We start from the raw sequence: 22,844 nt of genomic DNA, 5'->3' as shown, positions 1-22,844 counted from the left end.
GCCCGGATGAGCACGTCCCCCGTCCGCCGCGCCGCCGTCCTGGGTTCCCCGATCGCCCATTCGCTGTCCCCGGCGCTGCACAACGCCGCCTACACCGCACTCGGGCTGGCCGGCTGGCACTACGACCGGTACGAGGTCGACGAGGCGGGCCTGGCCGGGTTCGTCGCCGGGCTCGGCCCGGAGTGGGCCGGACTGTCGCTGACGATGCCGCTCAAGCGGGTGCTGCTCGACGTCGCCGACCACGTCGCGCCGGGGGCGGCCGCGATCGGCGCCGGCAACACCCTGGTCTTCGAGGGCACCGGCGCGACGGCGCACAACACCGACGTCACCGGGATCGCGCGCTCGCTGCGCGCCGCGGGTGCCGGCGGCGGGCGCGCCGTCGTGCTCGGGGCGGGCGGGACCGCGCAGGCCGCCGTCGCCGCGCTGCACGACATGGAGGTCGACGCCGTCGACGTGCTGGTCCGCGACGCCGGGCGGGCCTCCGCGCTGCGCGGGACCGCCGAGCGGCTCGGCACCGAGGTGACGGTGCACGCGGTGCTGACCGATCCCCCCGCCGCGGCGCGGCTGCTCGAGGGCGCCGACGCGGTCGTCTCCACGCTCCCGGCGGGGGCGGCCGACGCCCTGGCCGGCGCCCGCTGGCGGCCGGGGACCGTGCTGCTCGACGCGGTCTACGCGCCGTGGCCGACGGTCGTCGCGGGCGGCGCGGCGGCGGCCGGCGCGCGGATCGTCTCCGGTCTGGAGATGCTGCTGCAGCAGGCGGTCGCGCAGGTCGAGCTCATGACCGGGCGCCCCGGCCCGGAGGCCGCCATGCGCGAGGCCCTCGACGCGGCCGTGCTCGCCCGCAGCTGAGGCCCCCGGTCCGACGGCCGCACCCGCGCCCCGCTCCGCCAACCGGGCGCCCGACGACGCTCGGCGAGCGGAGCGCCGCGGGCGCGACGACCATGGTGGTCGTGGAGGAGACGACGGGGGCCGACGACGGGGACCAGGGCAGCGACCACTCCCGGGACCGGCACCGGCGGAAGGGCCGTCCGGTCGACACCGAGCTGGAGTCGGCGATCACCGGGCTCCTCGACCGGCGCAGGAGCGGGGCGACGATCTGCCCGTCCGAGGCGGCCCGCGCCGTCGACCCCGACGGCTGGCGCGACCTCATGGAACCGGCGCGGACGGCCGCGCACCGTCTCGTCGACGCCGGGCGGGTGGAGATCCTGCAGTCCGGCCGGGTGGTGGACCCGTCGATGGCGAAGGGCCCGATCCGGATCCGCCGGGTGCCGGACCGAGCGGCCCGCCCGGCCGAGCGGCGCGCCGGACCGAGCAGACCGCCGGCCGAGCGCCGGGCCGGCTGACGGCGTGCCAGGCTGACCCCCGTGCCCCGCGACACCTACACCCACGGTCATCCGGGCGTCGTCGTCCGGTCGCACGCGGCCCGCACCGCGCAGGACTCGTGCGCCTACCTGCTGGACCGGCTCGCGCCCGGCACCAGCCTGCTCGACGTCGGTTGCGGCCCCGGCAGCATCACCGCCGACCTCGCCGAGCGGGTCGCGCCCGGCCGGGTGCGCGGCGTCGAGGTGGTGCCCGGCCCCCTGGAGCAGGCCCGCGCCGGTGCCGCCGCCCGCGGCCTGGACGTGGAGTTCGCCGTCGACGACGGCTACGCCCTGTCCGACCCGGACGACACCTGGGACGTCGTGCACGCCCACCAGGTGCTCCAGCACGTGTCCGACCCGGTCGCGGTGCTGCGGGAGATGGGCCGGGTCGCCCGCCCCGGCGGACTGGTCGCCGCCCGCGACGCCGACTACGCCGGGTTCCACTGGTGGCCGCACGACCCGCGCCTGGACCGCTGGCTGGAGCTGTACCGGGCCGTCGCCCGCGGCAACGACGCCGAGCCCGACGCCGGACGGCGGCTGCTCGGCTGGGCGCACGCGGCCGGGTTCAGCGAGGTGACACCGTCGGCGTCGGTCTGGTGCCACGCGACCCCGCGGGCCCGCGCCGCCTGGGGCGGGATGTGGGCCGACCGCATCCACACCGGGGTCGGCCGGATGGCCGTCGACCGCGGGCTGGCCGAGGAGCCCGAGCTGGCGGACATCTCGGCGGCGTGGCGGGAGTGGGCCGCGCACCCGGACGGCTGGCTGGTGATCCCGCACGGCGAGATCCTCGCCCGGGTGCCCGGCTGAGCGGGGCCGGCCGGGCGGCCGACGGGGTTCAGTCGCGTTCAGTCGCGCCGGTGCAGCGCGACGACGTAGTCGCCCCCCGACCACGGCTCGCGGTCCCAGGTGGCCCAGCGCGCGACCGGCACGAGCCCGGCGGCGGCGCACCACGCGTCGTGGTCGTCGGGGGTCGGCCAGCCCGGCTGCGTCGCGAACCCGGCGAGCAGCAGCCCGCCGGCGCGCAGGTGCGCCGCGCACCCGGCGACCACTCCGGCACGGTCGCTCGCGTATGGGATCACGTTGCCCGCGAGCACCACCAGCGCGAACCGGTCCGGCAGGTCGAGGCGCTCCAGACCGGTGGCGACCCAGCGCAGCGCGGGCGCCTTGGCCCGGGCCGCGGCGATCATGTCCGGGTCGGGGTCGACGCCGGTGACGGCGATCCCGCGCCGGTCCAGCTCGATCGCGACGCGGCCGGTGCCGCAGCCGCCGTCGAGCACGGGGCCGTCGCCGCACAGCGCGGTGACCAGATCGGCCTCGCCGTGCGGGTTCTCCCCCGCCGCGGCCATCGCCGCCCACTTCCGGTCGTAGTCGGTGAGGTCGACGCGGTCCTTCCAGGAGTCCCAGTCGTCGGGCAGGTTCCCGGGGTCGAGCGTGCGGTCGTCGGACACCCCGACAGGCTAGACGGGGACGCCGGCGGCGAGCCGCCGCCGCAGCCACCGGCCCAGTCCGCGGCGGCGGTGCAGCGGGTGCACCACCACGACGGTCTCGGCACCGGTGTCCGGCGCGGTGAGCCGCGCAGCGACGGCGACGAGGTCTCCCGCCCGCGAGCGCAGCAGCAGGCAGCGCCCGCTGGGTGGCAGCAGCACCGAGCGCAGGTCGGCGTCGGTCCAGCTGGTCCCGGCCTCCGGCGACCCCGCGACGCAGGTGCGCAGCAGCGTCGCGAGCTCGGCGGTCTCGGCACCGGTCGCCGGGGTCGCGGTGAGCGCGTCACCGTCGTCGAGGAGCAGCTCACCGACCGGGCCCGCCGCGCCCGCGCGCAGGAACGCCTCGGCCCGGGCCCGCTCGGTGACGGTGAACGGCGCCCAGCCCCGGCGCGCGACGAGCGGGGTGCCGTCCGGACCGGTCAGCTCCAGCACGTGGGTTCCGGTCGCCGGGCCGGCGACGACGTCGTCGGCGTGCAGCAGGGCGGCGAGGGCCTCGCGCAGCCCGTCCGGGGTGCGGGACGCCGCGACGAGGTCGAGCGCCCGGGTGGGGGTGTCGACGAGCTCGTGCGGGTCGGCCGGGGTGACCCGCACCGTGTCCGGGGCGGAGCCGCGCAGCCGTCGCCGGATCACCCGGGAGAGCCGCTCGGCGGTGACCGGGCCGCCGACCAGCATCTCGTCGACCACCGACCCCGCGTCCTGGGCGTGCACCGACAGGGACAGGATGTTGCCGCCGACCTCGGCGACGGCCGCGGTGAGCCGCGCCAGCGCCCCGGACTCGTCGGGCAGCCGGACCCGGACCTTGTGCAGCTCCGGTGCCCCGACCACCCGCAGCACCGTCGGCTCCGGCAGCGCCGGGGCCTCCGACGGCACCGGGGGCTCCGACGGCGCCGCGACGGCGGGGCGCCCCTCGACGAGCGTCTGCCCCGGCCCGTCGGCGTCACGACCGACCGCGCGCAGCGCGGCCCACACCGTCACCTGGTTCGCGGTGAGGACGGGCTTGCCGAGCTCGCGTTCGAGGCCGGCGACGGCGTCGTAGGTGGCGAGGTTGGTGCACGAGACGAACACCGCCTGCGCGTCGGGGTGGTCGGCGGCACGCACGGCGGCGGCGACGTCGTCGGCGCGGACCTGCCAGATCCCGCCGAGCAGGCCCAGGCCGTGCCGGGCGACGGTGGCGACGCCGTGCTCGGCGAGGAAACCGGCGAGCAGGTCGGTGAGGTCGTCGACGTAGGGCGTGGCGACGGCGAGCCGGGTCACGCCCAGCTCGGCGCAGGCCGTGACGAGCGCTCCGGCCGTGGTGACCGCCGCCGGGGCGCCCGCGTCGAGGACCGCGGCACGCAGTGCCCGCTCCCCCGCGGCGCCGTCGACGAAGCTGCCCGAGGTGCACGAGTACGCGACGACGCCGGGCCCGGGTGTCAGCACCTCGCGCACCGCGGTCCGCACCATGGCCGGGTCCGAGATCAGCCGGGCCTGTCCGGCGTCGGCCGGGGTCTCGACGAACGGGGTGCGCGTGAGGTGCAGCGTCGCCCCCTCGGGGACCCAGCGCCACATCTCGTGGTCCAGCGCGAAGTCGTAGGGCACGACCACCCCGACGCCGCACCGCGGCGTCCCCTGCTGCTGCTCGTCCATGCCGGCCTCCACGCCGATGACGATCGCCGTCGTGGGTTGCGGCGGCGGGTCACCTGTGTTTCACGATGATGAGGACGCCGCCGGAGGCCGTGCGTTCCGTCCCGCCGTGGGCGGTGTGGAGGTCGTGCCCAGTTCTCGGATGTCCTGCGCGCAGGATGGCAGCGCCGCGGACGCGGTCACAAGCGTGCGCGGCGACCGTCGGCGCCGACCGGTGTCGGCACGTCGCCGAGCGCGGTGCCCGACCGGGAGCGTGCGCCGTGCCGCCGTGCCGCAGCGCCGCCATGCCGCAGCGCCGTCGTGCCGTCAGGCCGTCGGCCGGCCGCGCGGGTCGGACTCGGGACGCGTGGCGACCGCCCGCAGGAACGCCTCGGCCCTGGCGACCTCGGTCACGGTGAACGGCGCCGCCCGGCGGGCGACGATCCGGGTGCCGTCGGCGGCGCGCAGCTCGATGTCGTGCTCGTCGCGGGCCCCGGGGTCGTCCGGGCCCGGGGTGCGGACCGACGCGGCGCCGAGCAGCGCCGCGACGCCGTCGGCCGCCGTCCGGCCCGCCGCGACCAGGTCGAGCGCCCGGGTCGGCGGGTCGACCAGGTCGTGCGGGTCGGCCGGCAGCACCATGACCCCGCCGCCGGTGACCGCGTCGCAGATCGCGACCGACAGCTCCCCGACGCTGCACGGCCCCGACACCAGCAGCTCGTCGACGACCGAGTGGGCATCCTGGCCGTGCACCGACAGGGCGAGGATGTTGCAGTCCACCGCGGCCAGGGCCGCGGTGAGGCGGGCCAGGGCGCCCGGTTCGTCGGGCAGCCGCACCCGTACCCGGTAGAGGCCGTTCACGGTCCCGGCATCGGTGCTCATCCCCACCAGCGTCCGTCACCGATGTTGCGAACCCGTGTCGGCGCGATGTCGGCCGGGTCGCGACGGCGCTCGCGCGGGTCAGCCGCAGACCGCCCCGTCGGCCGCCGAGGAGACGAGCTTCGCGTACTTGCCGAGCACCCCGCGCCGGTTCGTCGGCTCGGGGCACGTCCACCCCGCGCGACGCCGCTCCAGCTCGGCGGGCTCGACGCCGATGTCGATCGTGCGGGCCTTCATGTCCAGGGTGATCGTGTCCCCGTCGTGGACCAGCGCGATCGGTCCGCCGTCGGCGGCCTCGGGCGCGACGTGCCCGACGCACAGCCCGGTCGTCGCCCCGGAGAAGCGGCCGTCGGTGACCAGCAGGACCTCCTTGCCGAGGCCAGCGCCCTTGATCCGCCCGGTGACGGCCAGCATCTCCCGCATCCCGGGTCCGCCGCGGGGGCCCTCGTAGCGGATCAGGACGATCGTGCCGGGCCCGATCTCCCCGGCGTCGACGGCGTCGAGCGCGCCCTGCTCGCCGTCGAAGACGCGAGCGGTGCCGGTGAAGGTGGTGGCGTCGAACCCGGCGGACTTGACCACCGCGCCGTCGGGGGCGAGCGAGCCGCGCAGGATCGTGAGCCCGCCGGTGGGGTGGATCGGGTTCGCGAGGTCGTGGATGACCGAGCCGTCGAGGCCGGGCGGGTCGAGCTCGGCGAGGTTCTCCGCGACCGTGCCGCCGGTGACGGTGCGGGCGTCGCCGTGGATGAGGCCGGCGTCGAGCAGGGCCTTCATCACCACCGGCACGCCTCCGACCTGGTCGACGGCGTACATCAGGTGCCGCCCGAACGGCTTGACGTCGGCCAGGTGCGGAATCCGGTCGCCGACGGTGTTGAAGTCGTCCAGGGTCAGCGGCACCTCGGCCTCGCGGGCGATGGCGAGCAGGTGCAGCACCGCGTTGGTGGACCCGCCGAAGGCCATGACGACGGCGATCGCGTTCTCGAAGGCCTCGCGGGTCAGGATCGACCGCGCGGTCAGCCCCTTCGCGATCATCCCGACCGCGGCCTCGCCGGAGGCCCTGGCGACGCCGTCGCGGCGCCGGTCCACCGCGGGCGGGCTGGCCGAGCCGGGCAGCGCCATCCCGAGCGCCTCGGCCGCCGCGGCCATCGTGTTCGCGGTGTAGAAGCCGCCGCACGCCCCCTCCCCCGGGCACATCGCGCGTTCCAGGGTGTCGAGCTCGTCGGGGGTGATCAGGCCGCGGGCGCAGGCGCCGATGCCCTCGAAGGCGTCACCGATGTTGACCTCCCGGTCGCCGACCCGGCCCGGCATGATCGATCCGGCGTAGACGAACACCCCGGCGAGGTCCAGCCGGGCCGCGGCCATCAGCATCCCGGGCAGCGACTTGTCGCAGCCCGCCAGGAGCACCGTCCCGTCGAGCCGCTCGGCCTCGACGACGGTCTCCACCGAGTCGGCGATGATCTCCCGGCTCACCAGCGAGTAGTGCATGCCCCGGTGTCCCATGGAGATGGCGTCGGAGACCGAGATCGTGCCGAACTCCAGCGGGTAGCCACCCGCGGTGTGCACGCCCTCCTTCGCCGCGGTCGCGAGCCGTTGCAGCGACAGGTTGCACGGGGTGATCTCGTTCCAGGACGAGGCGATGCCGATCTGGGGCTTGGCGAAGTCGTCGTCGCGCATGCCGACCGCGCGCAGCATGCTGCGGGCGGCGGTGGCACCGATGCCGTCGGTGACCTGGTGGCTGCGGGGCTTGCGGGAACTGGTGGTGGTCATGCGCGCTCCTCGGCCGGACTCCGGTGGTCGGGACGGGCCGATCCTCCCGCAGATCGCCGGTGCAGGCCCGGCGGCATCGCCTTCCACGGGGGGCGACTCCGGGTCCGCGGGCTGCCTGACGATGCGGGACCAGGACGCGACGGTCTTCCTCGGCACGCTCCGCCACGGTGGCCGGGCCGAGGCGGCTGGCCCTCCCCCACCGACGACAGGGGCCCCGCGCGGATCGCGCGGGGCCCCTGTCGTGTGTACCGGGTCTAGCGGGCGCCGGCGTTGTCCCGGTCGCGACGTACGTTGGCCTTGCGGCCCTTCAGCGTCGTCGCACCGCGCAGCGAGCGCAGCACGTCGTCCGCGGCGTGCTCGGGCACCTCGACCAGCGAGTGGCGCTCGTGGATCTGGATGGCGCCGATGTCGCGGCCGGACAGCCGGGACTCGTTCGCCAGCGCACCCACGATGTCCTGCGGGCGCACACCCGAGGCACGGCCCGCCGAGACGAACAGGCGGGTCGCACCGGCCTTCGGCGGACGGGCACCCTGACCGCGGGCACCGGTCGGACGACCGTCGCGGTCGCGGCGCGGGCCACGGTCACCGGGGCCGCTGTCGCGGCCACCGCGCGAGCGGACCTGCGGGATCTCGATCTCGTCGTCCGGCACCGAGTTGCCGGCGCGGGCGATCCGGATCGCCGCGGCGGCGATCGAGGCGAGGTCGTGGTCGCGGGCCAGCTCGACGACGAGCTGCTCCACACCGTCCTGCGGCGGGGTGTCGGCGTCCTGACCGGCCTGCTCGCGCAGGGCCAGCGCGGTGCGGGCGAGCCGCACGGTGCGCAGGTCCTCCGGCGAGGGCACCGGCGCGCTGGGCACCGACGCGCCGATGAGGCGCTCGATGTTGCGCAGGTGACGCACCGACCCCGGGGTGACCAGGGTGATCGCGACGCCCTCTCGGCCCGCGCGGCCGACCCGGCCGATGCGGTGCACGTAGGACTCCGGCGACGACGGGACGTCGTGGTTGACCACGTGGGTCAGCGAGTCGATGTCGAGACCACGGGCCGCGACGTCGGTGGCGACCAGCAGCTCGGTGCGGCCGGCGCGCAGGCGCTCGACGACCCGGGTGCGGTGCTCCTGGTCCATGCCGCCGTGCAGCGCCTCGGCGCGCAGCCCGCGCGCGGTCAGCGTCTCGGTGACGGCGTCGACGTCGGCGCGGGTGCGGCAGAACACGATCGCCGCGGTCGGCTGCTCCATCTCGAGCACCCGGCCCAGCGCGACGGTGACGTGGCTGCGCGGCACGTGGTAGGCGGTCTGGCGGACCCGCGGGGCCTCGCCCTCGGGCGTGGCCTCCTTCTTGATCCGGATGTCGGCCGGGTCGCTCAGGTGGGTCCGCGCGAGGCTCTGGATGCGGCCCGGCATGGTCGCGGAGAACAGCACGGTCTGGCGGCCCCGCGGCGTGGCGCCGAGGATCGTCTCGATGTCCTCGACGAAACCCATGTCGAGCATCTCGTCGGCCTCGTCCAGGACGGCGACCTCGATCGCGTCCAGCGCGAGCGCACCGCGGTTGACCAGGTCGATCGCCCGGCCCGGGGTGGCGACGACGATGTCGACGCCGCGACGGAGCTGGCCCAGCTGCGGGCCGATGGGCGCGCCGCCGTAGACGCAGGCGACCGAGGCACCGAGCGCGGCGCCGTACTTGGAGACCGCGTCGCCGACCTGCATGGCCAGCTCACGGGTCGGGGCGAGCACCAGGCCGAAGGGCTTGGCGCCGCGGGAGCGGGAGGTGCGGCCGTCGGCGAGGCGCTGCAGCATCGGCAGCGAGAACGCGGCGGTCTTGCCGGTACCGGTGGCGGCCTGGCCCAGCAGGTCGCGCCCGGCGATGAGCGGGCCGATCGCGGCGGCCTGGATCGGGCTCGGCGAGGCGTAGCCCAGCTTCTCGAGGGTGTCGAGCAGCTGGGGCGCGAGGCCCAGGTCGGCGAAGGTCGGGCCGGCGGGGGTGTCGTCGACGGGCTCGTCGGTACGGTCCTCGGTGCGCTCGTCCTCGGCGACCTCGTCCGAGGAGGTGTGCTCCTCGACGGCGGTCGCATCGGGGGTGGCGGCGACCTCGGTGTCGAGCTCGGCGGTGTCGGTGTCCGTCATGGCGGCGGAAGTGGTGATCTCGTCTCCGGAGTCGTTCAGGTCGGGGTGCTGGTCCAGCAGAATGGTCACTCGGTCCTCAAATGGCGTGCGCAGGGGGTGCGCTGTGTCGTCGGGCGGCTCTCGCCCGCTCTCCCAGCCCGCCAGGCCCGCGTGCGGCATCTCGATCCAGATGATGTGCCGGTGAACCCAGACCTCCGGGGCTCGCGGCCGTGCGTCATCGCCTACGGCCGTCGATCGACCAGTGTGCCATGTCCCGACGCGACGCGTGCGCCGGGTCCGGGTGACCGACGCCACCGATGCCCCTGGTCACGCCCCCCCCGGCGCGGCCACGGCGAGATCACCCACCCTGGTCGGGTGACGGCATTCCTCTCCGGCGCGGCGACCCGGCGCCCGGCGAACCTGCGCGATCTCGGCGGTCTCCGCACGACGGACGGCTACCGGGTACGGCGCGGGGTGCTCTATCGGTCCGACGCCCCCCGCCCCGGCGACCCCCACGACGCCCGGTCCCTCGACCTGCCCGACGGCTCCCCGTGGCCGCCGCGGACCGTCGTCGACCTGCGCTCGGCGGCGGAGACGCGCGAGCCGCACCCGCTCGCCGACGTCGCCGACGTCCGGCCGGTCCCGCTCGGCTCGTCGCTGACCCCGGAGCGGGTCGCGACGGCCGCCGCCGGCCAGGACGGGCTCGGATGGGCCTACCGGCTACTGGCGTCGGAGGCAGGCGCCGAGCTGGCCGGGATCGTGCGGACCGTCGCCGACGCGCCCGCCCCCGTCCTCGTGCACTGCGCCGCGGGCAAGGACCGCACCGGGATCGTGGTCGGGGTGCTGCTGGCCGTGCTGGACGTCCCGCGCGCGACGATCGTCGCGGACTACCTGCGCACCAACGAGGTCCTGCCGACCCTGTGGGACCGGCTGCGCGCCTGGGGGCAGCCCGAGCCCGACCACGAGGCGCTGCTCGGGGTGGACGCCGCCGCCCTGGAGGCCGTGCTCGACGACCTCGACGCCCACCCCGGCGGACCGGCGGGCCGGCTGCGCAGCTGGGGCGTGACCGACGACGACCTGCGCCGCCTCGCCGAGCGGCTGCTGGAGCCGGACCTCCCCCGCTGACCCCGCCCACACCCCTCTCCTACGAACGGGCCCCCGTACGCACGGTGCGTACGGGGGCCCGTTCGTGCGAGGGCTCGGGGTCAGGACTTCCCGAAACCCGCCTTGCGCAGGGCCTCGGCCATCGCGTCGTTGGCGGGACCGCGGTCCTGGCGACCGCCGGAGCCGCCGCGACCGCCCTGCCCGGCGGAGCCACCACGGCCGGCGCCCTGGCCACCACGCCCGCCGTCGCGGCCACCCCGGCCACGGTCACCGCCGCCCTGACCGCGCCCGGCACCCTGGCCGCGTCCGCCGCCCTGGCCACCGCCCGGACCGCGCCCGCCGCCGTCGCGGCCACGGCCGCCCTGGCCGGCCCCCTGGCCACCGCCCTGACCCTGGCCGGGCCCGGGGGACCGGCCGCCGCGCTCGCCCGCGCCGGGCTCGTCGTCCAGCCGCAGGGTCAGCGAGATCCGCTTGCGGGCCTCGTCGACCTCCAGGACCTTCACCTTGACCACGTCACCGGACTTGGCGACGTCGCGCGGGTCGGACACGAAGTCCTTGCTCATCGCGCTCACGTGCACGAGGCCGTCCTGGTGCACGCCGACATCGACGAACGCGCCGAACGCGGCGACGTTGGTGACGACGCCCTCCAGCAGCATCCCCGGCCGCAGGTCGGAGATCTTGTGGACGCCCTCGGCGAAGGTCGCGGTGCGGAACGCCGGGCGCGGGTCCCGGCCGGGCTTCTCCAGCTCGGCCAGGATGTCGGTGACGGTCGGGAGCCCGACGGTGTCGTCGACGTAGTCCTTGGGCTTGATCTGGTGCAGCCGCGCGGCGTTGCCCATCAGGGCGGAGACGTCCAGCGAGGTGCGCTCCACCATCTTGCGCACCACCGGGTAGGACTCGGGGTGCACGCCGGTGACGTCGAGCGGCTCGTCGCCGCCGCGGATCCGGAGGAAGCCCGCGCACTGCTCGAACGCCTTGGGCCCGAGCCGCGCGACGCCGGTCAGCGCGGTCCGGTTCCGGAACGGGCCGTTCTCGTCGCGGTGGGCGACGATCGCGGCGGCGAGGGACTCGGAGATGCCCGAGACCCGGCGCAGCAGCGGCGCGGACGCGGAGTTCACGTCCACCCCGACGGCGTTCACACAGTCCTCGACGACCGCGTCGAGCGACCGCGACAGCGACGACTCGGGCAGGTCGTGCTGGTACTGGCCGACCCCGATCGACTTCGGGTCGATCTTGACCAGCTCGGCGAGCGGGTCCTGCAGGCGCCGCGCGATGGAGACCGCGCCGCGCAGCGAGACGTCCATGTCGGGCAGCTCGGCCGAGGCGTAGGCCGACGCCGAGTACACCGACGCGCCGGCCTCGGACACCATCACCTTGGTCAGCTTCAGGCCCGGGTTGGCCGCGATCAGCTCACCGGCCAGCGCGTCGGTCTCGCGCGAGGCGGTGCCGTTGCCGATCGCGATCAGCTCGACCGCGTGCTTCGCGCACAGCGCCGCCAGGGTCTTCAGGGCCCCGGCGCGGTCCTTGCGGGGCTCGTGCGGGTAGATCACCGCGGTGTCGACGACCTTGCCGGTGGCGTCGACGACGGCGACCTTGACCCCGGTGCGCAGGCCCGGGTCGAGGCCCAGGGTCGCGCGGGTGCCCGCGGGGGCGGCGAGGAGGAGGTCGCGCAGGTTCGCCGCGAACACCCCGATCGCGCCCTCCTCGGCGGCGGTGCGCAGCCGGACCCTGATGTCGATGCCGAGCGCGGTGAGCAGCCGGGTCCGCCACGCCCACCGGACGACGCCGAGCAGCCAGGCGTCGCCGGGACGGCCACGGTCGGCGATGCCGTACTCGGCGGCGATCAGCGCCTCGTAGGGGTTCGGCTCGTCGTCGGCGACGCCGGCGTCGAGGGTGACGTCGAGCGCCTCCTCGGACTCGCCGCGGAAGGCCGCGAGGATCCGGTGCGACGGCAGCGTCGTGAACTTCTCGGCGAAGGCGAAGTAGTCCGAGAACTTCGCCGCGGCCGGGTCGTTCTCCTTGCCCTCGCGGACCGTGGTGACCAGCCTGCCGTGGCTCCACATCCGCTCGCGCAGGCCACCGACGAGGTCGGCGTTCTCCCCGATCCGCTCGACCAGGATCGACCGGGCGCCCTCCAGCGCGGCGCCGGCGTCGGCGACCTCGTCGGTCACGTAGCCCGAGGCGGTCTCGTGCGGGTCGAGCGTCGGGTCGGCGAGCAGCGCGTCGGCCAGCGGCTCCAGACCCTGCTCTCGGGCGATCATCGCCTTGGTGCGGCGCTTGGGCTTGTAGGGCAGGTAGATGTCCTCGAGCCGGGCCTTGGACTCGGCGGCGAGGATGGTGGCCTCGAGGGCCTCGTCGAGCTTGCCCTGCGAGCGGATGGAGTCGAGGACGACGGTGCGCCGCTCCTCCAGCTCCCGCAGGTAGCGCAGCCGCTCCTCCAGGGTGCGGAGCTGGGCGTCGTCGAGTCCGCCGGTCGCCTCCTTGCGGTACCGCGCGACGAACGGGACCGTCGAGCCCTCGTCCAGCAGGGCCACCGCGGCCCCGACCTGGTCCGGCCGGGCGCCGAGTTCGTCGGCGATGCGTTGGTTGATCGAGCGGTGCTGCTGGATGTCCGGGGGTGCCGTGCCTGTCACCGCCCCATCGTCGCGAACGGTGTCGCGGGCGCCACCGCCGGGTGGGGGTCGGGCCCGCGCCCGTCCGGACGGGTGCCTCCGGGACCGCGGACAAGTGTCCGACATCCGATGGAGAACCCGGTGGGTGAGCGCCCGCTCACCCGTGCCAGACTTCCGTCGTGACCCGCTGTGGATCATGGCCCGCCCGCGGGCCCGGGTCCCGTCACCTCGTCCCCGACCGCTCCCCCAGGTCCCGGAGGTTCCCGTGAGATCGCTCGGTCCAGTGCTGTCCGTGCTCGTCGCAGTGGTCGTCGCAGTGGCCATCGGCGTGGTCGCAGCCGGGGCGGGTGCGGGGGTCGCGTCCGCGTCCACCTGTGACGACGCCTGCCGGGTCGACGGGGCCCGCGCCTACGTGGCCGCGCTCGTCGACCACGACCCCTCCGCGGTGCCGTTCCACCCGGCCGCGACCCGGGTCGAGGCGGGGCTGCCGACCGGGTTCTCCGGCGACCAGTTGCGCGCCGACCTTCGGTACGGCCCGCAGTACCGGATCATCCGCGGCGTCTCCGACGAGACCTACCGCGTGCGCGAGGACGGCGTCGTGGTCGCGGACTTCACCCTGTCCGTCGGGGTGGGCCCGGTCGGCCTCACGACCGCGCGGGTGCACGAGACCTTCCGCTACGAGAGCGGCCTGATCCGCGAGATCGTCGCCGACATCCGGATCGGGGGCTGACCGGCATGCGGGTGACCAGCCGCCGGGGTTTCCTGACCGGTGCCGCGCTCGGCGCCGCCGCGCTGGGCGCCGCCGGGACCGCGAACGCCGCGCCCGCCCTGCTGCGCCGGGACGTGACCGCGATGTCCGCTCCGGCCGTCGTCGTCGGGAGCGGGCTCGGCGGGTCGATCGCCGCGGCCCGGCTCGCCGAGGCGGGCGTGCGCACCCTGGTCCTCGAACGCGGCCGCCGCTGGACCACCCCGGCCGCCGACACGTTCCCGCCGTTCCTGCGCCCGGACCGTCGCTCGTCGTGGCTGACGCCCGCGCCGGTGTTCCCCGGCCAGCCACCGACGCTGTACAAGCCCTACACCGGGCTGTTCGAGAAGGTGTCCGGGCGCGGGATGAGCGTGCTCTGCGGGGCCGGGGTGGGCGGATCGACCCTGGTCTACGCCGGGGTCTGGATCCGGCCGGACGCGGCGGTGTTCTCCGCGGCGATCCCCGGCATCGACCACGACGAGCTCGCCGCGGTCCACTACCCGCGCGCGGCCGCCCGGGTCGGGGTCTCGCCGATCCCCGACGACGTCCTGGCCCACCCCGCGCACGTCGGCACCCGGCTGTTCCTGGAGCAGGCCCGCCGCGCGGGGCTGACGGCCCAGCTGCTGCCCAACGCCACCGACTGGGACGTCGTGCGCGCCGAGTTCGCCGGGCGCGCGACCCCGTCGATGTCGGTCGGCGAGTACTTCTCCGGGGTCAACTCCGGGGCGCGGCTGTCGTCGGACAAGAACTACCTGCGCGACGCCGAGGCCTCCGGTCTGGTCACCGTCGCCCCGCTGCACCGGGTCACCGACCTGCACGCGCTCGGCGGCGGCCGCTACCGGCTCGACGTCGAGCGGATCGACACCGACGGCGTCGTGCAGGAGCAGATCGCGCTCACCACCGGCGCGGTGTTCCTCGCCGCCGGGTCGACCGGCACCTCCCGGCTGCTCGTACGGGCCCGCGACACCGGGACGCTGCCCGACCTCACCGCCGACGCCGGCCGGTTCTGGGGCAACAACGGCGACCGCATCCAGCTGCGCGTCGGTGTCCCCGAGCCCGCGGGCGGACCGCAAGCCGGACCGATGGCGGCCGGCATCCGCCCGCCCACCGACGACCGCGCCGAGGCCGTCACGCTCACCTACGGTCCCGCGCCGCTGCCGTTCGACATCCGGGCGATGTCGCTGCCCGGGTTCGGGGCCTGCGACCCGGTGGGCGAGTTCCGTTTCGACACCGCCACCGGCGAGGCCGTCCTGCACTGGCCCACCGACGGCGACGCCGACGCCCAGCGCACCGTCCGCGACCTCACCCAGCGGTTGATCGCGCCCGACGCCCCGCTCGGCGTCGGGCTGGGCCGGACCGTGTCCGGCCTGGCCGCGCAGTTGCCGGCGGGCCCGTCCGGGCTGGTCGCCCGCGCCGCGGACGCCCCGACCGGGGTGCTCGACCTGGGCACCCTGGACCCGGTGACGTGGCACCCGCTGGGCGGCGCGGTACTGGGCCGGGTGACCGACGACCGCGGGCGTGTCACCGGGCACCCGGGGCTGCACGTCGTCGACGGGGCGCTGGTGCCGGGGTCGACCGGCAGCACCAACCCGTCCTGGACGATCGCCGCGATCGTGGAGCGGGCAATGGACGGGATCCTGCGCGACGGCCTCTGACCGCCGCGCCGTGGCGACCCGCCGCCGTCCGTGGCACCCCGGGCACGGGGCGCCACGCGAGATCAGCGGGTGCCGCGGTCCGCGGTCACCAGGTCACCGGTCACCAGGTCACCGGCAGCGACCGCACGCCGCCGGTAACCTGCTCGGCCCGCACCTCCAGATCCTCCGGGGCGACGGCGAGGCGCAGCCCGGGCAGCCGCCGGAACAGCCGCGCGAACACCGTCGCGAGCTCGGTGCGCGCCAGGCTCGCGCCGATGCAGAAGTGGCCGCCGTAGCCGAAGGACACGTGCGGGTTGGGCCGGCGGGTCGGGTCGAAGGCGTCGGCGTCGGCGAAGACCTCGGCGTCCCGGTTGGCCGAGGCGGTCGCGATCATGACGGCGTCGCCGCGGCGGATCGTGACGTCGCCGACCTCGATGTCGGTGTGGGCGTAGCGCAGCAGGGCGAGCCCACCCGGCGAGGACAGCCGCAGGACCTCCTCGACGGTGCCGTGCAGCCGCCCGTCGATGTCGGCGACGAAGGCGTCGCGGCGGGCGGGGTCGGTCAGGAGCAGGAGGACGCCGAGGTCGATCCGCCCGACGGTCGTCTCGTGCCCGGCGAACAGCAACGCGGCGGCGAGCCGGGTCATCTCCTCCTCGCCGAAGTCCGGGTCCTGCTCGCGGGCGCGGACGAGGTCGGTGACGACGTCCTCCCCCGGCTGCGCACGCTTGGCATCCGCCAGGCGGCCCAGGTAGGCGCGGAACTCCCCCATCGCGACGTCGGCGTCGCCACCGGAGCGGATCGTGGCGACCCGCTCGGACAGCCCGTGGAAGTAGCCGCGATCGGCGAACGGCACCCCGAGCAGCTCGCAGATGACCAGCACCGGCAGGGGGAACGCGAGGTGGGCGTGCAGGTCGGCGACGCCGTCGGCCGCGTCCTCCTTCGCCGCGACGAGGTCGTCGAGACACCCGTCGACGAGCTCGCCGACGTGGTCGCCGAGCAGCCGCATCCGCTTGGCGGAGAACGCGGGCACCAGCAGCCTGCGCATCCGCTCGTGCTCGGCCTTCTCCCGCTCGAAGGCACCGCTGGGCCCGCCCAGGATCGCGGCCTCCGACACCCGGGCGGCGTTCTCCGGCTCGGGGTGCGAGCGCCCGAGCCGCGGGTCGGCGAACAGGGCACGGGCCTCGGCGTGCCGGGTGACCAGCCAGGCCGGGTCACCGACCGGGGTGCGCACCGGGACGACCGGTCCCTCGCGGCGCAGCACGGCGTAGAGCGGGGCGACGTCGATGATGTTCGGACGGTCGAACGGCAGCTGCGGGGCCTCGGTGGTCGTCACGGTGACACTCCCTCGTGCGCACGGTCTGCGAGCACGTAATGGTAGCCGACTATCGTTTCACGGTGCAAGACGATCTCCGGCCGACGCGCGGCCACCGGCCCGCACGACGATGCTGGGGAGATGGCGACAGTCGGACGCACGACCCGTGGGGCGCCGACCGTCCCGGCGCCCCCGGCGCTCCTGACCACGGCGCTCCTGACCACGGTGCTCCTGACCACCGTGCTCCTGGTGGTGGGCTGTGCGGCCCCGCCTGCCGACACACCGGCGGCGCCGGGGCGGGCGGGCACCCCGGTGCGTTTCGCCGAGCCGCTGCCGCCGCCGGCCGAGCCGGGCGTCGCGCCCCCGGTGACCGGCACCCCGCCCGGGCGGATCGTCGCGGTCGGGGCGGTCCCGGAGGGCATCGTCGCCGACGGGCCGACGCGGCGCGTCGCGGTCGGGGTGCGCCGGCCCGACCGGCTCGTGCTGCTCGACGCCGACACCGCCACCGTCGCCGGGCGGGTGCCACTGCCGGGCGTGCTGCGTCACCTGCAGCTCGCCGGGCCGGGCGGGCCGGTGCTGGTCCCGAGCGAGAGCGCGAACGGCCTGCTGCGTGTCTCGCTCCCGGACGGCCGGGTGTCCTCCGAGGTCATGACCGGCCCGATGGCCCACGACGCGACCGAGACCGCGGCCGGGACCGTGTTCGTCGCCAACGAGGCGGGCGGCAGCGTGTCCGTGGTCCGCGGGGACCGGGTGGTGCGACAGCTGACCGACGTCACCCAGCCCGCCGGGCTCGCCCCGGCCGGGGACCGGGTGGGACTCGTCGACGTCCGCGAGAACACCCTCACCATCTACGACGCCGCGACCGGCGACGGAATCCGCGAGCTCCCGGCCGGGGACGGCCCGACCCACCTGGTCGCCGACCGGCACGGCCGCCTGATCGCGACCGACACCCGGGGCGGGCACCTGATCGTCGTCGACCCGGCCGGCACCCCGGCCGAGGTCGGACGGGTGGACCTGCCCGGGGAGCCCTACGGCATCGCCTACGACCCGGTCCGCGACCGCGTGTGGGTCACCGCCACCGGGGCGAACCTGCTCGTCGGCTACGACATGACCGAGCCGACGCCGCGGGAGGTCGCCCGGATCCCCACCGTGCGCCAGCCGAACACGGTCGCCGTCGACCCGGACACCGGGCGGCTGTTCGTCACCGGCACCGCCGACGGCGTCGTCCAGGTCGTCGACGGGCCCGCCTCGTAGCCCGACGCGACGAGCGCCGGACGGCACGGGCGGGACCCGCTCTCCCCTCGATCATCGACGGCCTGTCGGTGCCGCTCGCCCGGTCGCGATCAGGGCTGTGGGGCGAAGTGGGTCCGCACCGCGTGCCCGAACCACTGGTCACGGAACGCGGCGGCAGCCCGGCTCGCCGACGCCTTCGGAACGAGCACGTCGAAGCCGTGGTAGGCGCCGGCGAACTCACGGAACTCCACCGGGACGCCTGCCGCACGCAGGTTGTCCACGTAGTGGACGGTCTCGTCCCGGAACGGGTCGAGACTGCCCACGAAGGTCATCGTCGGGGGGAGCCCGGCGTGGTCCGTCGCCCGTGCCGGAGCGGCGTACGCCGGAACATCCGCGGCCCCGAACAGGTCGCCGAGGTACAACCGCCACGCCGACCGGTTGGTCACGGAGTCCCAGACCGGCGCGTCGTTGTCCCGCCCGGACTCGGTCTCTCCGCGATCGTCGATCATGGGGTACAGCGGCATCTGGAAGGCGACGGCGACCTCGCCCTCGTCGCGTGCGTAGAGCGTCGTCGCCGCGGTCAGCCCGCCGCCCGCGCTGCCGCCCGCGACCGCGATCTGGTCGGGCCGCACGCCGAGTCGGACGGCGTTGTCCTTCAGCCAGACCAGCGCCGCGTACGAATCGTCGAGCGCAGCCGGGTACGGCGCCTCCGGGCTGAGGCGGTAGTCCGGTGAGACGACGACGGCGCCGCTCCCCGCGATCAGGGGCCGGAAGGAGGACGCCTCGAACTCGGGGGCTCCCGTGGCGTACCCGCCGCCGTGGAGCCAGAGCAGTCCGGGAGCATCGGGCCGGGCGTCCCGCGCCCGGTAGACCAGGATGCGCAGCCGCGACCCGTCCGGCCGCCGGATCCACTCCTCGCTGCGGACCAGACCGGCGGGCACCCGTCTGCGCAGCAGCCGGTCGACGGGCCCGGGGAGGGCGCTCGATCGGCGCAGCTGCTCCTCGGTCCGCGCGGACCGGATCCTGCGGATCAGCGTTCCGCGGCGCCGCAGCTCCGGGTCGATCTGCGAAGGGTGTACGGGCATGGCGGCCCTCCTCGTGGGGTCCGTCGCGTGGCTCTCGTCGTGAGACCGTGGCCCACCATAAGCAGTGGAGCCCTCCGTTTAGCTCTCACGGTCCGGGGCCCCCGGGCTGGTCACCTCGCCCGTCCGGCGGCCGATGTCGTCAGCCTGCTCGCGACCAGCACACTCGGGGAGACACCCGGTCACTCGCGACGCAGGAAGAACAGGAACGGCTGGGGCAGGCCGCGCATGTCCATGGCGCCGAGCACGGTGTCGTCGTCGACGCGACGGAAGACGTCGTGGATCGGGAGGTCGTCGTAGCACATGGTGGCGCTGGCGACCCCGCGGTACTCGGTGGTGCGCAACCGTGCCTTCGGGGCCCGGGTGGCGAGCGCGGGGCCCGCGGTGCGGGCGATCCGCGCGAGGGTCGCGTTGCGCAGCGCGGCCGGGTAGCGCAGCAGCGCGGGCAGCGGGACCAGGGCGGGGTTGAGGGAGAACCGGCCGCCGCGGGGGTGGTCCATGACGAGCGGGTGGACGTCGTCGACGCCGTCGAACCGCTTGCCGTGCCAGCCGAAGCGGCCCAGCAGCCCGTCCATCGGGTTGCCGGTGGGGATCTCACCGCCCGACCAGTCACCCAGCATCTCCTCGACCCCGACGGCGGGCAGCGCGTCGAAGAAGCCGAGGCCCTCCTCCAGGGTGGCGCCGTGCGCGAGGTGTCGGAGCGTGTCGGCCGGTGCGGTGCTGGTCATCGCGAGCTCTCCATCGAAACGTCGGCGTGTCGATCAACGGTACAACCCGCACCTCGCTCCGCCCCTGCTCGCGGGGTACCGGGCTACCGGGGTCAGCTCAGGGCGGAGCCCTTCGTCTCCGGCAGGGTCAGCACCGCGACGAAGGAGATCACCGCCCCGACGGCGACGTAGACGAAGAACAGGATCGCCAGGTCCGCCTCCTGCAGCGAGGCGATGACCAGCGGCGCCGTCCCGCCGAACACGGCGACGGTCAGGTTGTACCAGGCGCCGATGCCCAGGGCGCGGACCGTCGTCGGGAACAGCTCGCTCATGATCGCCGGCGCGACCGAGGTCATCGCTGTGTAGAGCCCCAGCCCGACGGTGAACACGACGAACATGTTCCAGAAGCCGGGCCCGATGAGGAACGACAGCGGGACGACGAGCAGCGCGGTGGCCGCGGACCAGACGAGCATCTGGGGTCGGCGGCCCCAGCGGTCGGCGGCGGCCCCCATCGGGTACTGCAGGAGGACGAAGATCGCCGTGGCGATCGAGAGCGCGAGGAACACCTCGGTCGCGTCCGCGCCGCGGGAGCGGGTGGCGAACGGCGTCAGCGCGGAGAAGAACGTGTAGTAGCAGAGGGTGTGCAGGATGGTGAAGCCGACGAGCTGCGCCACCGCCTTCGGGTGCTCGCGCAGGGTCAGTAGGAGCGGGTTGCGGATCCGGGCCGCCGACTCCTTGTTGTCCTCGAACTGCTCGGTCTCGCTCATCTGACGGCGCATCCAGAGCCCGATGATGCCGAGCACCCCGCCGAGCAGGAACGGGATCCGCCAGCCCCAGGCGGCGAGCTGGTCGTCGGTCAGCGTCGCCGCCAGCACGAAACCGGTGAGCGAGGCGAACAGCACCGCGGTGCCGGTGGAGATGTAGAAGAACGACGAGTAGCGCCCGCGCCGCTCACGGGGGGCGATCTCGGCGAGGTAGGCCGACGCGTTGGAGACCTCCCCGCCCAGCGACATGCCCTGCGCGATGCGGGCCAGCAGCAGCAGGACCGGGGCGAACCAGCCGATCATCGAGAACGTCGGCAGCAGGCCGATCACGAACGAGCCGCCCGCCATCAGCAGGATCGTCACCAGCATCGCGGTCCGGCGCCCCTTGAGGTCGGCGAACCGGCCCAGCAGCAGACCGCCCAGCGGCCGGAAGAAGAAGGCGAGCGCGTAGGTCGCCAGCGTCGAGATGAGGGCTAGCGCCGCGTTCTCGGGCGGGAAGATCTGCGTCGCGAAATAGATCGAGAACGTCGCGTAGATCGTCCAGTCGTACCACTCGACCGCGTTGCCGATGGACGCCGCGACGAGCGTCCGGACCGGAAGGCGGTGACGCTCCGTCGTTCCGGTGCTGGCTGGCTGGGACACGGTTCCCCCTGACGTGTCGGCCGAACGGTCGGCGAACCGTATCCGGTGCGGCCCGACACATCGACCGGACCGATCGGGAGAGGAACGGACCGAGTATCGCTGCCGCGCGCCGGGCACCCCATCATCACTTCTCGGTAGACCGGGCCGGGCGGTCCGGTGCCGCCCCACGACCCCGGAGGATCCCCGCGATGCCACTGTCCACCGCCACCGACGGCTTCCGGCTGGCCTACGACCGCCACCGCGAGCCCGGTGCGCCTCCGGTCCTGCTGCTGCACGGCTGGCCGGGCGACCGGACGGACATGGCCGCCGTCGCCGCACGGCTGGCCCCGGCGCACGAGGTGGTCGTCCCCGACCTGCGCGGGTTCGGCGCGTCCGAGAAGCACGACCGCGACCCGGCCGAGCAGTACTCGGCGGCCGCGCAGGCACGCTCGCTGACCGCGCTGCTGGACGAGCTGGGCCTGTCCGGGGTGGTCGTCGCGGGCTACGACGTCGGCAGCCGGGTCGGCCAGCAGATCGCCGCGGACCGGCCCGACCTGCTGCGCGCGCTCGTCGTCACCCCGCCGGCGCCCGGTGTCGGCAGGCGGATCCTGGGAGAGGACCCGGTGCGCGAGTTCTGGTACCAGTCCTTCCACCAGCTCGACCTGGCCCGCGAGCTCGTCGACGGCGACACCCGTGCCGCCCGCGCGTACCTGCGCCACTTCTGGTCGCACTGGTCCGGGCCCGGGTTCACCCCCGACGACGAACGCCTCGACCACCTCGCCGCCGTCTACGGGGCGCCGGGCGCGTTCGTCGCGTCGATCAACTGGTACCGCTCCGGCGGCGGCGCGGTGGCCCGCTCGCTGGCCGAGACCGCGCCCGACCCGGCCGACCGGGTCACCGTCCCGACGACGTTCCTGTGGCCCGAGCACGACCCGCTGTTCCCGCGCGACTGGTCCGACCGGCTCCCGGAGTTCTTCACCGAGGTGACCGTCACCCCCGTCGACGGCGTCGGGCACTTCGTCCCGGTCGAGGCACCGCAGGTGTTCGCCGACGCGGTGGCCGCGGCGGCCGCGCCGCCGCGGACGGTGCGCTGATGGGGACCCCGCGGGTGCGCGACGACGGCCCCGTCCGGACCGTCACCCTGGACCGCCCCGACGCCGCGAACGCCCTGCACCTCGTCGACGTCGACGCGGTCGCCGCGGCCGTCACCGACCTCCCGGACCGGGTGCGGGTCGTCGTGGTCACCGGTGCCGGGGACCGGGCCTTCGGCGCCGGGATGCACCTCGACGTCTTCCGCGACGCCGACCCCGGCGACGGTCGCGCGATCATCACCCGGCTCGCGGCCTGCCTGCGTGTGGTGCGCACCGCGCCGGTCCCGACCATCGCCCGGCTGAACGGCGCCTGCCTGGGTGCCGCGTTCGAGCTGGCCATGGCCTGCGACCTTCGCGTCGCCCACACCGGGGTGCGGGTGGGGCTGCCCGAGGTGCGCCTCGGGATCCCCTCGGTGGTCGACGCGGCGCTGCTGCCCCGCTACGTCGGCGCCGCGCTCGCCCAGGAGATGGTCCTGACCGGCAGCGTGCACCGGGTCGACGAACCCGGGACGGCCCCGCTGGTGAACCGGCTCGTCGACTCCCCCGCCGGGCTCGACGCCGCCGTCGACGAGCTGGTCGCGGCCCTGCTCGCCCCGACCCGCGAGGTCCTGGCGGCGCAGAAGGAGCTGCTCGAGACCTGGCGCGAGCAGGGCATCACCGGATCGGTGGAGGCCAGCGTCGACACCTTCGCGGAGGTGTTCGCGCTGCCCGCGACCCGCGCCGCGATCGCGCGGTACCGGCCGTAGGGTCGCC

19 protein-coding genes are annotated in these 22,844 nt (G+C 75.4%); 9 read left to right on the top strand and 10 right to left on the bottom strand.

The window, feature by feature from the left end; translation table 11 throughout:
- The first annotated feature begins 6 nt into the window (after nucleotides 1-6).
- The 3 genes from Ae331Ps2_RS21775 (at nucleotide 7) to Ae331Ps2_RS21765 (ending at nucleotide 2,168) form a co-directional block, all read left to right on the top strand.
- Nucleotides 7-849: a shikimate dehydrogenase gene (locus tag Ae331Ps2_RS21775; RefSeq protein WP_075306765.1), complete on the top strand. Its 843-nt coding sequence runs from the start codon at nucleotides 7-9 to the stop codon at nucleotides 847-849.
- Between the two features lie 101 nt (nucleotides 850-950).
- Nucleotides 951-1,343, top strand: a complete 393-nt coding sequence (locus tag Ae331Ps2_RS30630) for a DUF3253 domain-containing protein (RefSeq protein WP_249265573.1) — start codon at nucleotides 951-953, stop codon at nucleotides 1,341-1,343.
- Between the two features lie 21 nt (nucleotides 1,344-1,364).
- Nucleotides 1,365-2,168, top strand: a complete 804-nt coding sequence (locus Ae331Ps2_RS21765; protein WP_083695852.1) for a methyltransferase domain-containing protein — start codon at nucleotides 1,365-1,367, stop codon at nucleotides 2,166-2,168.
- Nucleotides 2,169-2,206: 38 nt separating this feature from the next.
- Here Ae331Ps2_RS21765 and Ae331Ps2_RS21760 read toward each other — a convergent pair whose 3' ends face one another.
- The 5 genes from Ae331Ps2_RS21760 to Ae331Ps2_RS21740 form a co-directional block, all read right to left on the bottom strand.
- Complete coding sequence (locus Ae331Ps2_RS21760; protein WP_233147565.1) at nucleotides 2,207-2,809, bottom strand: bifunctional 2-polyprenyl-6-hydroxyphenol methylase/3-demethylubiquinol 3-O-methyltransferase UbiG; 603 nt, start codon at nucleotides 2,807-2,809, stop codon at nucleotides 2,207-2,209.
- A 9-nt stretch (nucleotides 2,810-2,818) separates the two neighbouring features.
- Complete coding sequence (locus Ae331Ps2_RS34350) at nucleotides 2,819-4,471, bottom strand: hypothetical protein (RefSeq protein WP_212567665.1); 1,653 nt, start codon at nucleotides 4,469-4,471, stop codon at nucleotides 2,819-2,821.
- 303 nt (nucleotides 4,472-4,774) lie between these two features.
- Complete coding sequence (locus tag Ae331Ps2_RS21750; RefSeq protein ID WP_075306768.1) at nucleotides 4,775-5,326, bottom strand: ACT domain-containing protein; 552 nt, start codon at nucleotides 5,324-5,326, stop codon at nucleotides 4,775-4,777.
- A gap of 78 nt (nucleotides 5,327-5,404) precedes the next feature.
- Nucleotides 5,405-7,087: a dihydroxy-acid dehydratase gene (ilvD, locus tag Ae331Ps2_RS21745; protein ID WP_075306769.1), complete on the bottom strand. Its 1,683-nt coding sequence runs from the start codon at nucleotides 7,085-7,087 to the stop codon at nucleotides 5,405-5,407.
- Between the two features lie 254 nt (nucleotides 7,088-7,341).
- Nucleotides 7,342-9,276 (bottom strand): DEAD/DEAH box helicase, encoded by a 1,935-nt coding sequence (locus Ae331Ps2_RS21740; RefSeq protein WP_233147566.1) that lies wholly within the window; start codon nucleotides 9,274-9,276, stop codon nucleotides 7,342-7,344.
- 285 nt (nucleotides 9,277-9,561) lie between these two features.
- Here Ae331Ps2_RS21740 and Ae331Ps2_RS32175 point away from each other — a divergent pair, with 285 nt between their 5' ends.
- Nucleotides 9,562-10,311, top strand: coding sequence for a tyrosine-protein phosphatase (locus tag Ae331Ps2_RS32175; protein ID WP_075306770.1), 750 nt, complete (start codon nucleotides 9,562-9,564; stop codon nucleotides 10,309-10,311).
- Nucleotides 10,312-10,391: 80 nt separating this feature from the next.
- On the opposite strand, the gene Ae331Ps2_RS21730 is transcribed toward Ae331Ps2_RS32175, so the two are convergent.
- Entirely contained in the window at nucleotides 10,392-12,923 is a 2,532-nt protein-coding gene (locus Ae331Ps2_RS21730) for a Tex family protein (protein WP_075306771.1), read from the bottom strand.
- 271 nt (nucleotides 12,924-13,194) lie between these two features.
- Here Ae331Ps2_RS21730 and Ae331Ps2_RS21725 point away from each other — a divergent pair, with 271 nt between their 5' ends.
- Both Ae331Ps2_RS21725 and Ae331Ps2_RS21720 read left to right on the top strand, forming a co-directional pair.
- Nucleotides 13,195-13,632, top strand: a complete 438-nt coding sequence (locus Ae331Ps2_RS21725) for a hypothetical protein (RefSeq protein ID WP_198932185.1) — start codon at nucleotides 13,195-13,197, stop codon at nucleotides 13,630-13,632.
- A 5-nt stretch (nucleotides 13,633-13,637) separates the two neighbouring features.
- Nucleotides 13,638-15,302, top strand: a complete 1,665-nt coding sequence (locus tag Ae331Ps2_RS21720; protein ID WP_075306772.1) for a GMC oxidoreductase — start codon at nucleotides 13,638-13,640, stop codon at nucleotides 15,300-15,302.
- Between the two features lie 100 nt (nucleotides 15,303-15,402).
- Here the strand turns inward: Ae331Ps2_RS21720 and Ae331Ps2_RS21715 are convergent, their stop codons facing one another.
- Nucleotides 15,403-16,614, bottom strand: a complete 1,212-nt coding sequence (locus Ae331Ps2_RS21715) for a cytochrome P450 (RefSeq protein WP_020622697.1) — start codon at nucleotides 16,612-16,614, stop codon at nucleotides 15,403-15,405.
- Nucleotides 16,615-16,734: 120 nt separating this feature from the next.
- On the opposite strand from Ae331Ps2_RS21715, the gene Ae331Ps2_RS21710 reads away from it, so the two are divergent.
- Nucleotides 16,735-17,847: a YncE family protein gene (locus Ae331Ps2_RS21710; RefSeq protein WP_075306773.1), complete on the top strand. Its 1,113-nt coding sequence runs from the start codon at nucleotides 16,735-16,737 to the stop codon at nucleotides 17,845-17,847.
- 89 nt (nucleotides 17,848-17,936) lie between these two features.
- On the opposite strand, the gene Ae331Ps2_RS21705 is transcribed toward Ae331Ps2_RS21710, so the two are convergent.
- The 3 genes from Ae331Ps2_RS21705 to Ae331Ps2_RS21695 form a co-directional block, all read right to left on the bottom strand.
- Nucleotides 17,937-18,911, bottom strand: a complete 975-nt coding sequence (locus Ae331Ps2_RS21705; RefSeq protein ID WP_075306774.1) for an alpha/beta hydrolase — start codon at nucleotides 18,909-18,911, stop codon at nucleotides 17,937-17,939.
- Nucleotides 18,912-19,090: 179 nt separating this feature from the next.
- Entirely contained in the window at nucleotides 19,091-19,636 is a 546-nt protein-coding gene (locus Ae331Ps2_RS21700; RefSeq protein WP_060712062.1) for a DUF4334 domain-containing protein, read from the bottom strand.
- Nucleotides 19,637-19,728: 92 nt separating this feature from the next.
- The gene (locus Ae331Ps2_RS21695; protein ID WP_075306775.1) at nucleotides 19,729-21,021 is read right to left on the bottom strand and encodes an MFS transporter; all 1,293 of its coding nucleotides are present in this window, start codon (nucleotides 21,019-21,021) and stop codon (nucleotides 19,729-19,731) included.
- 188 nt (nucleotides 21,022-21,209) lie between these two features.
- Between Ae331Ps2_RS21695 and Ae331Ps2_RS21690 the strand changes: the two genes are divergently transcribed.
- Nucleotides 21,210-22,094: an alpha/beta fold hydrolase gene (locus tag Ae331Ps2_RS21690; RefSeq protein ID WP_075306776.1), complete on the top strand. Its 885-nt coding sequence runs from the start codon at nucleotides 21,210-21,212 to the stop codon at nucleotides 22,092-22,094.
- Entirely contained in the window at nucleotides 22,094-22,837 is a 744-nt protein-coding gene (locus Ae331Ps2_RS21685; protein WP_075306777.1) for an enoyl-CoA hydratase/isomerase family protein, read from the top strand. Before Ae331Ps2_RS21690 ends, Ae331Ps2_RS21685 begins: the two co-directional genes overlap by 1 nt.
- The last annotated feature ends 7 nt before the right edge of the window (nucleotides 22,838-22,844 follow it).

Origin of the sequence: Pseudonocardia sp. Ae331_Ps2 (genome assembly GCF_001932405.1) — a bacterium.
GTDB lineage: Bacteria > Actinomycetota > Actinomycetes > Mycobacteriales > Pseudonocardiaceae > Pseudonocardia.
Note: the sequence above shows the minus strand (reverse complement) of the source record. Positions and strands in the feature narration are given on the sequence as shown.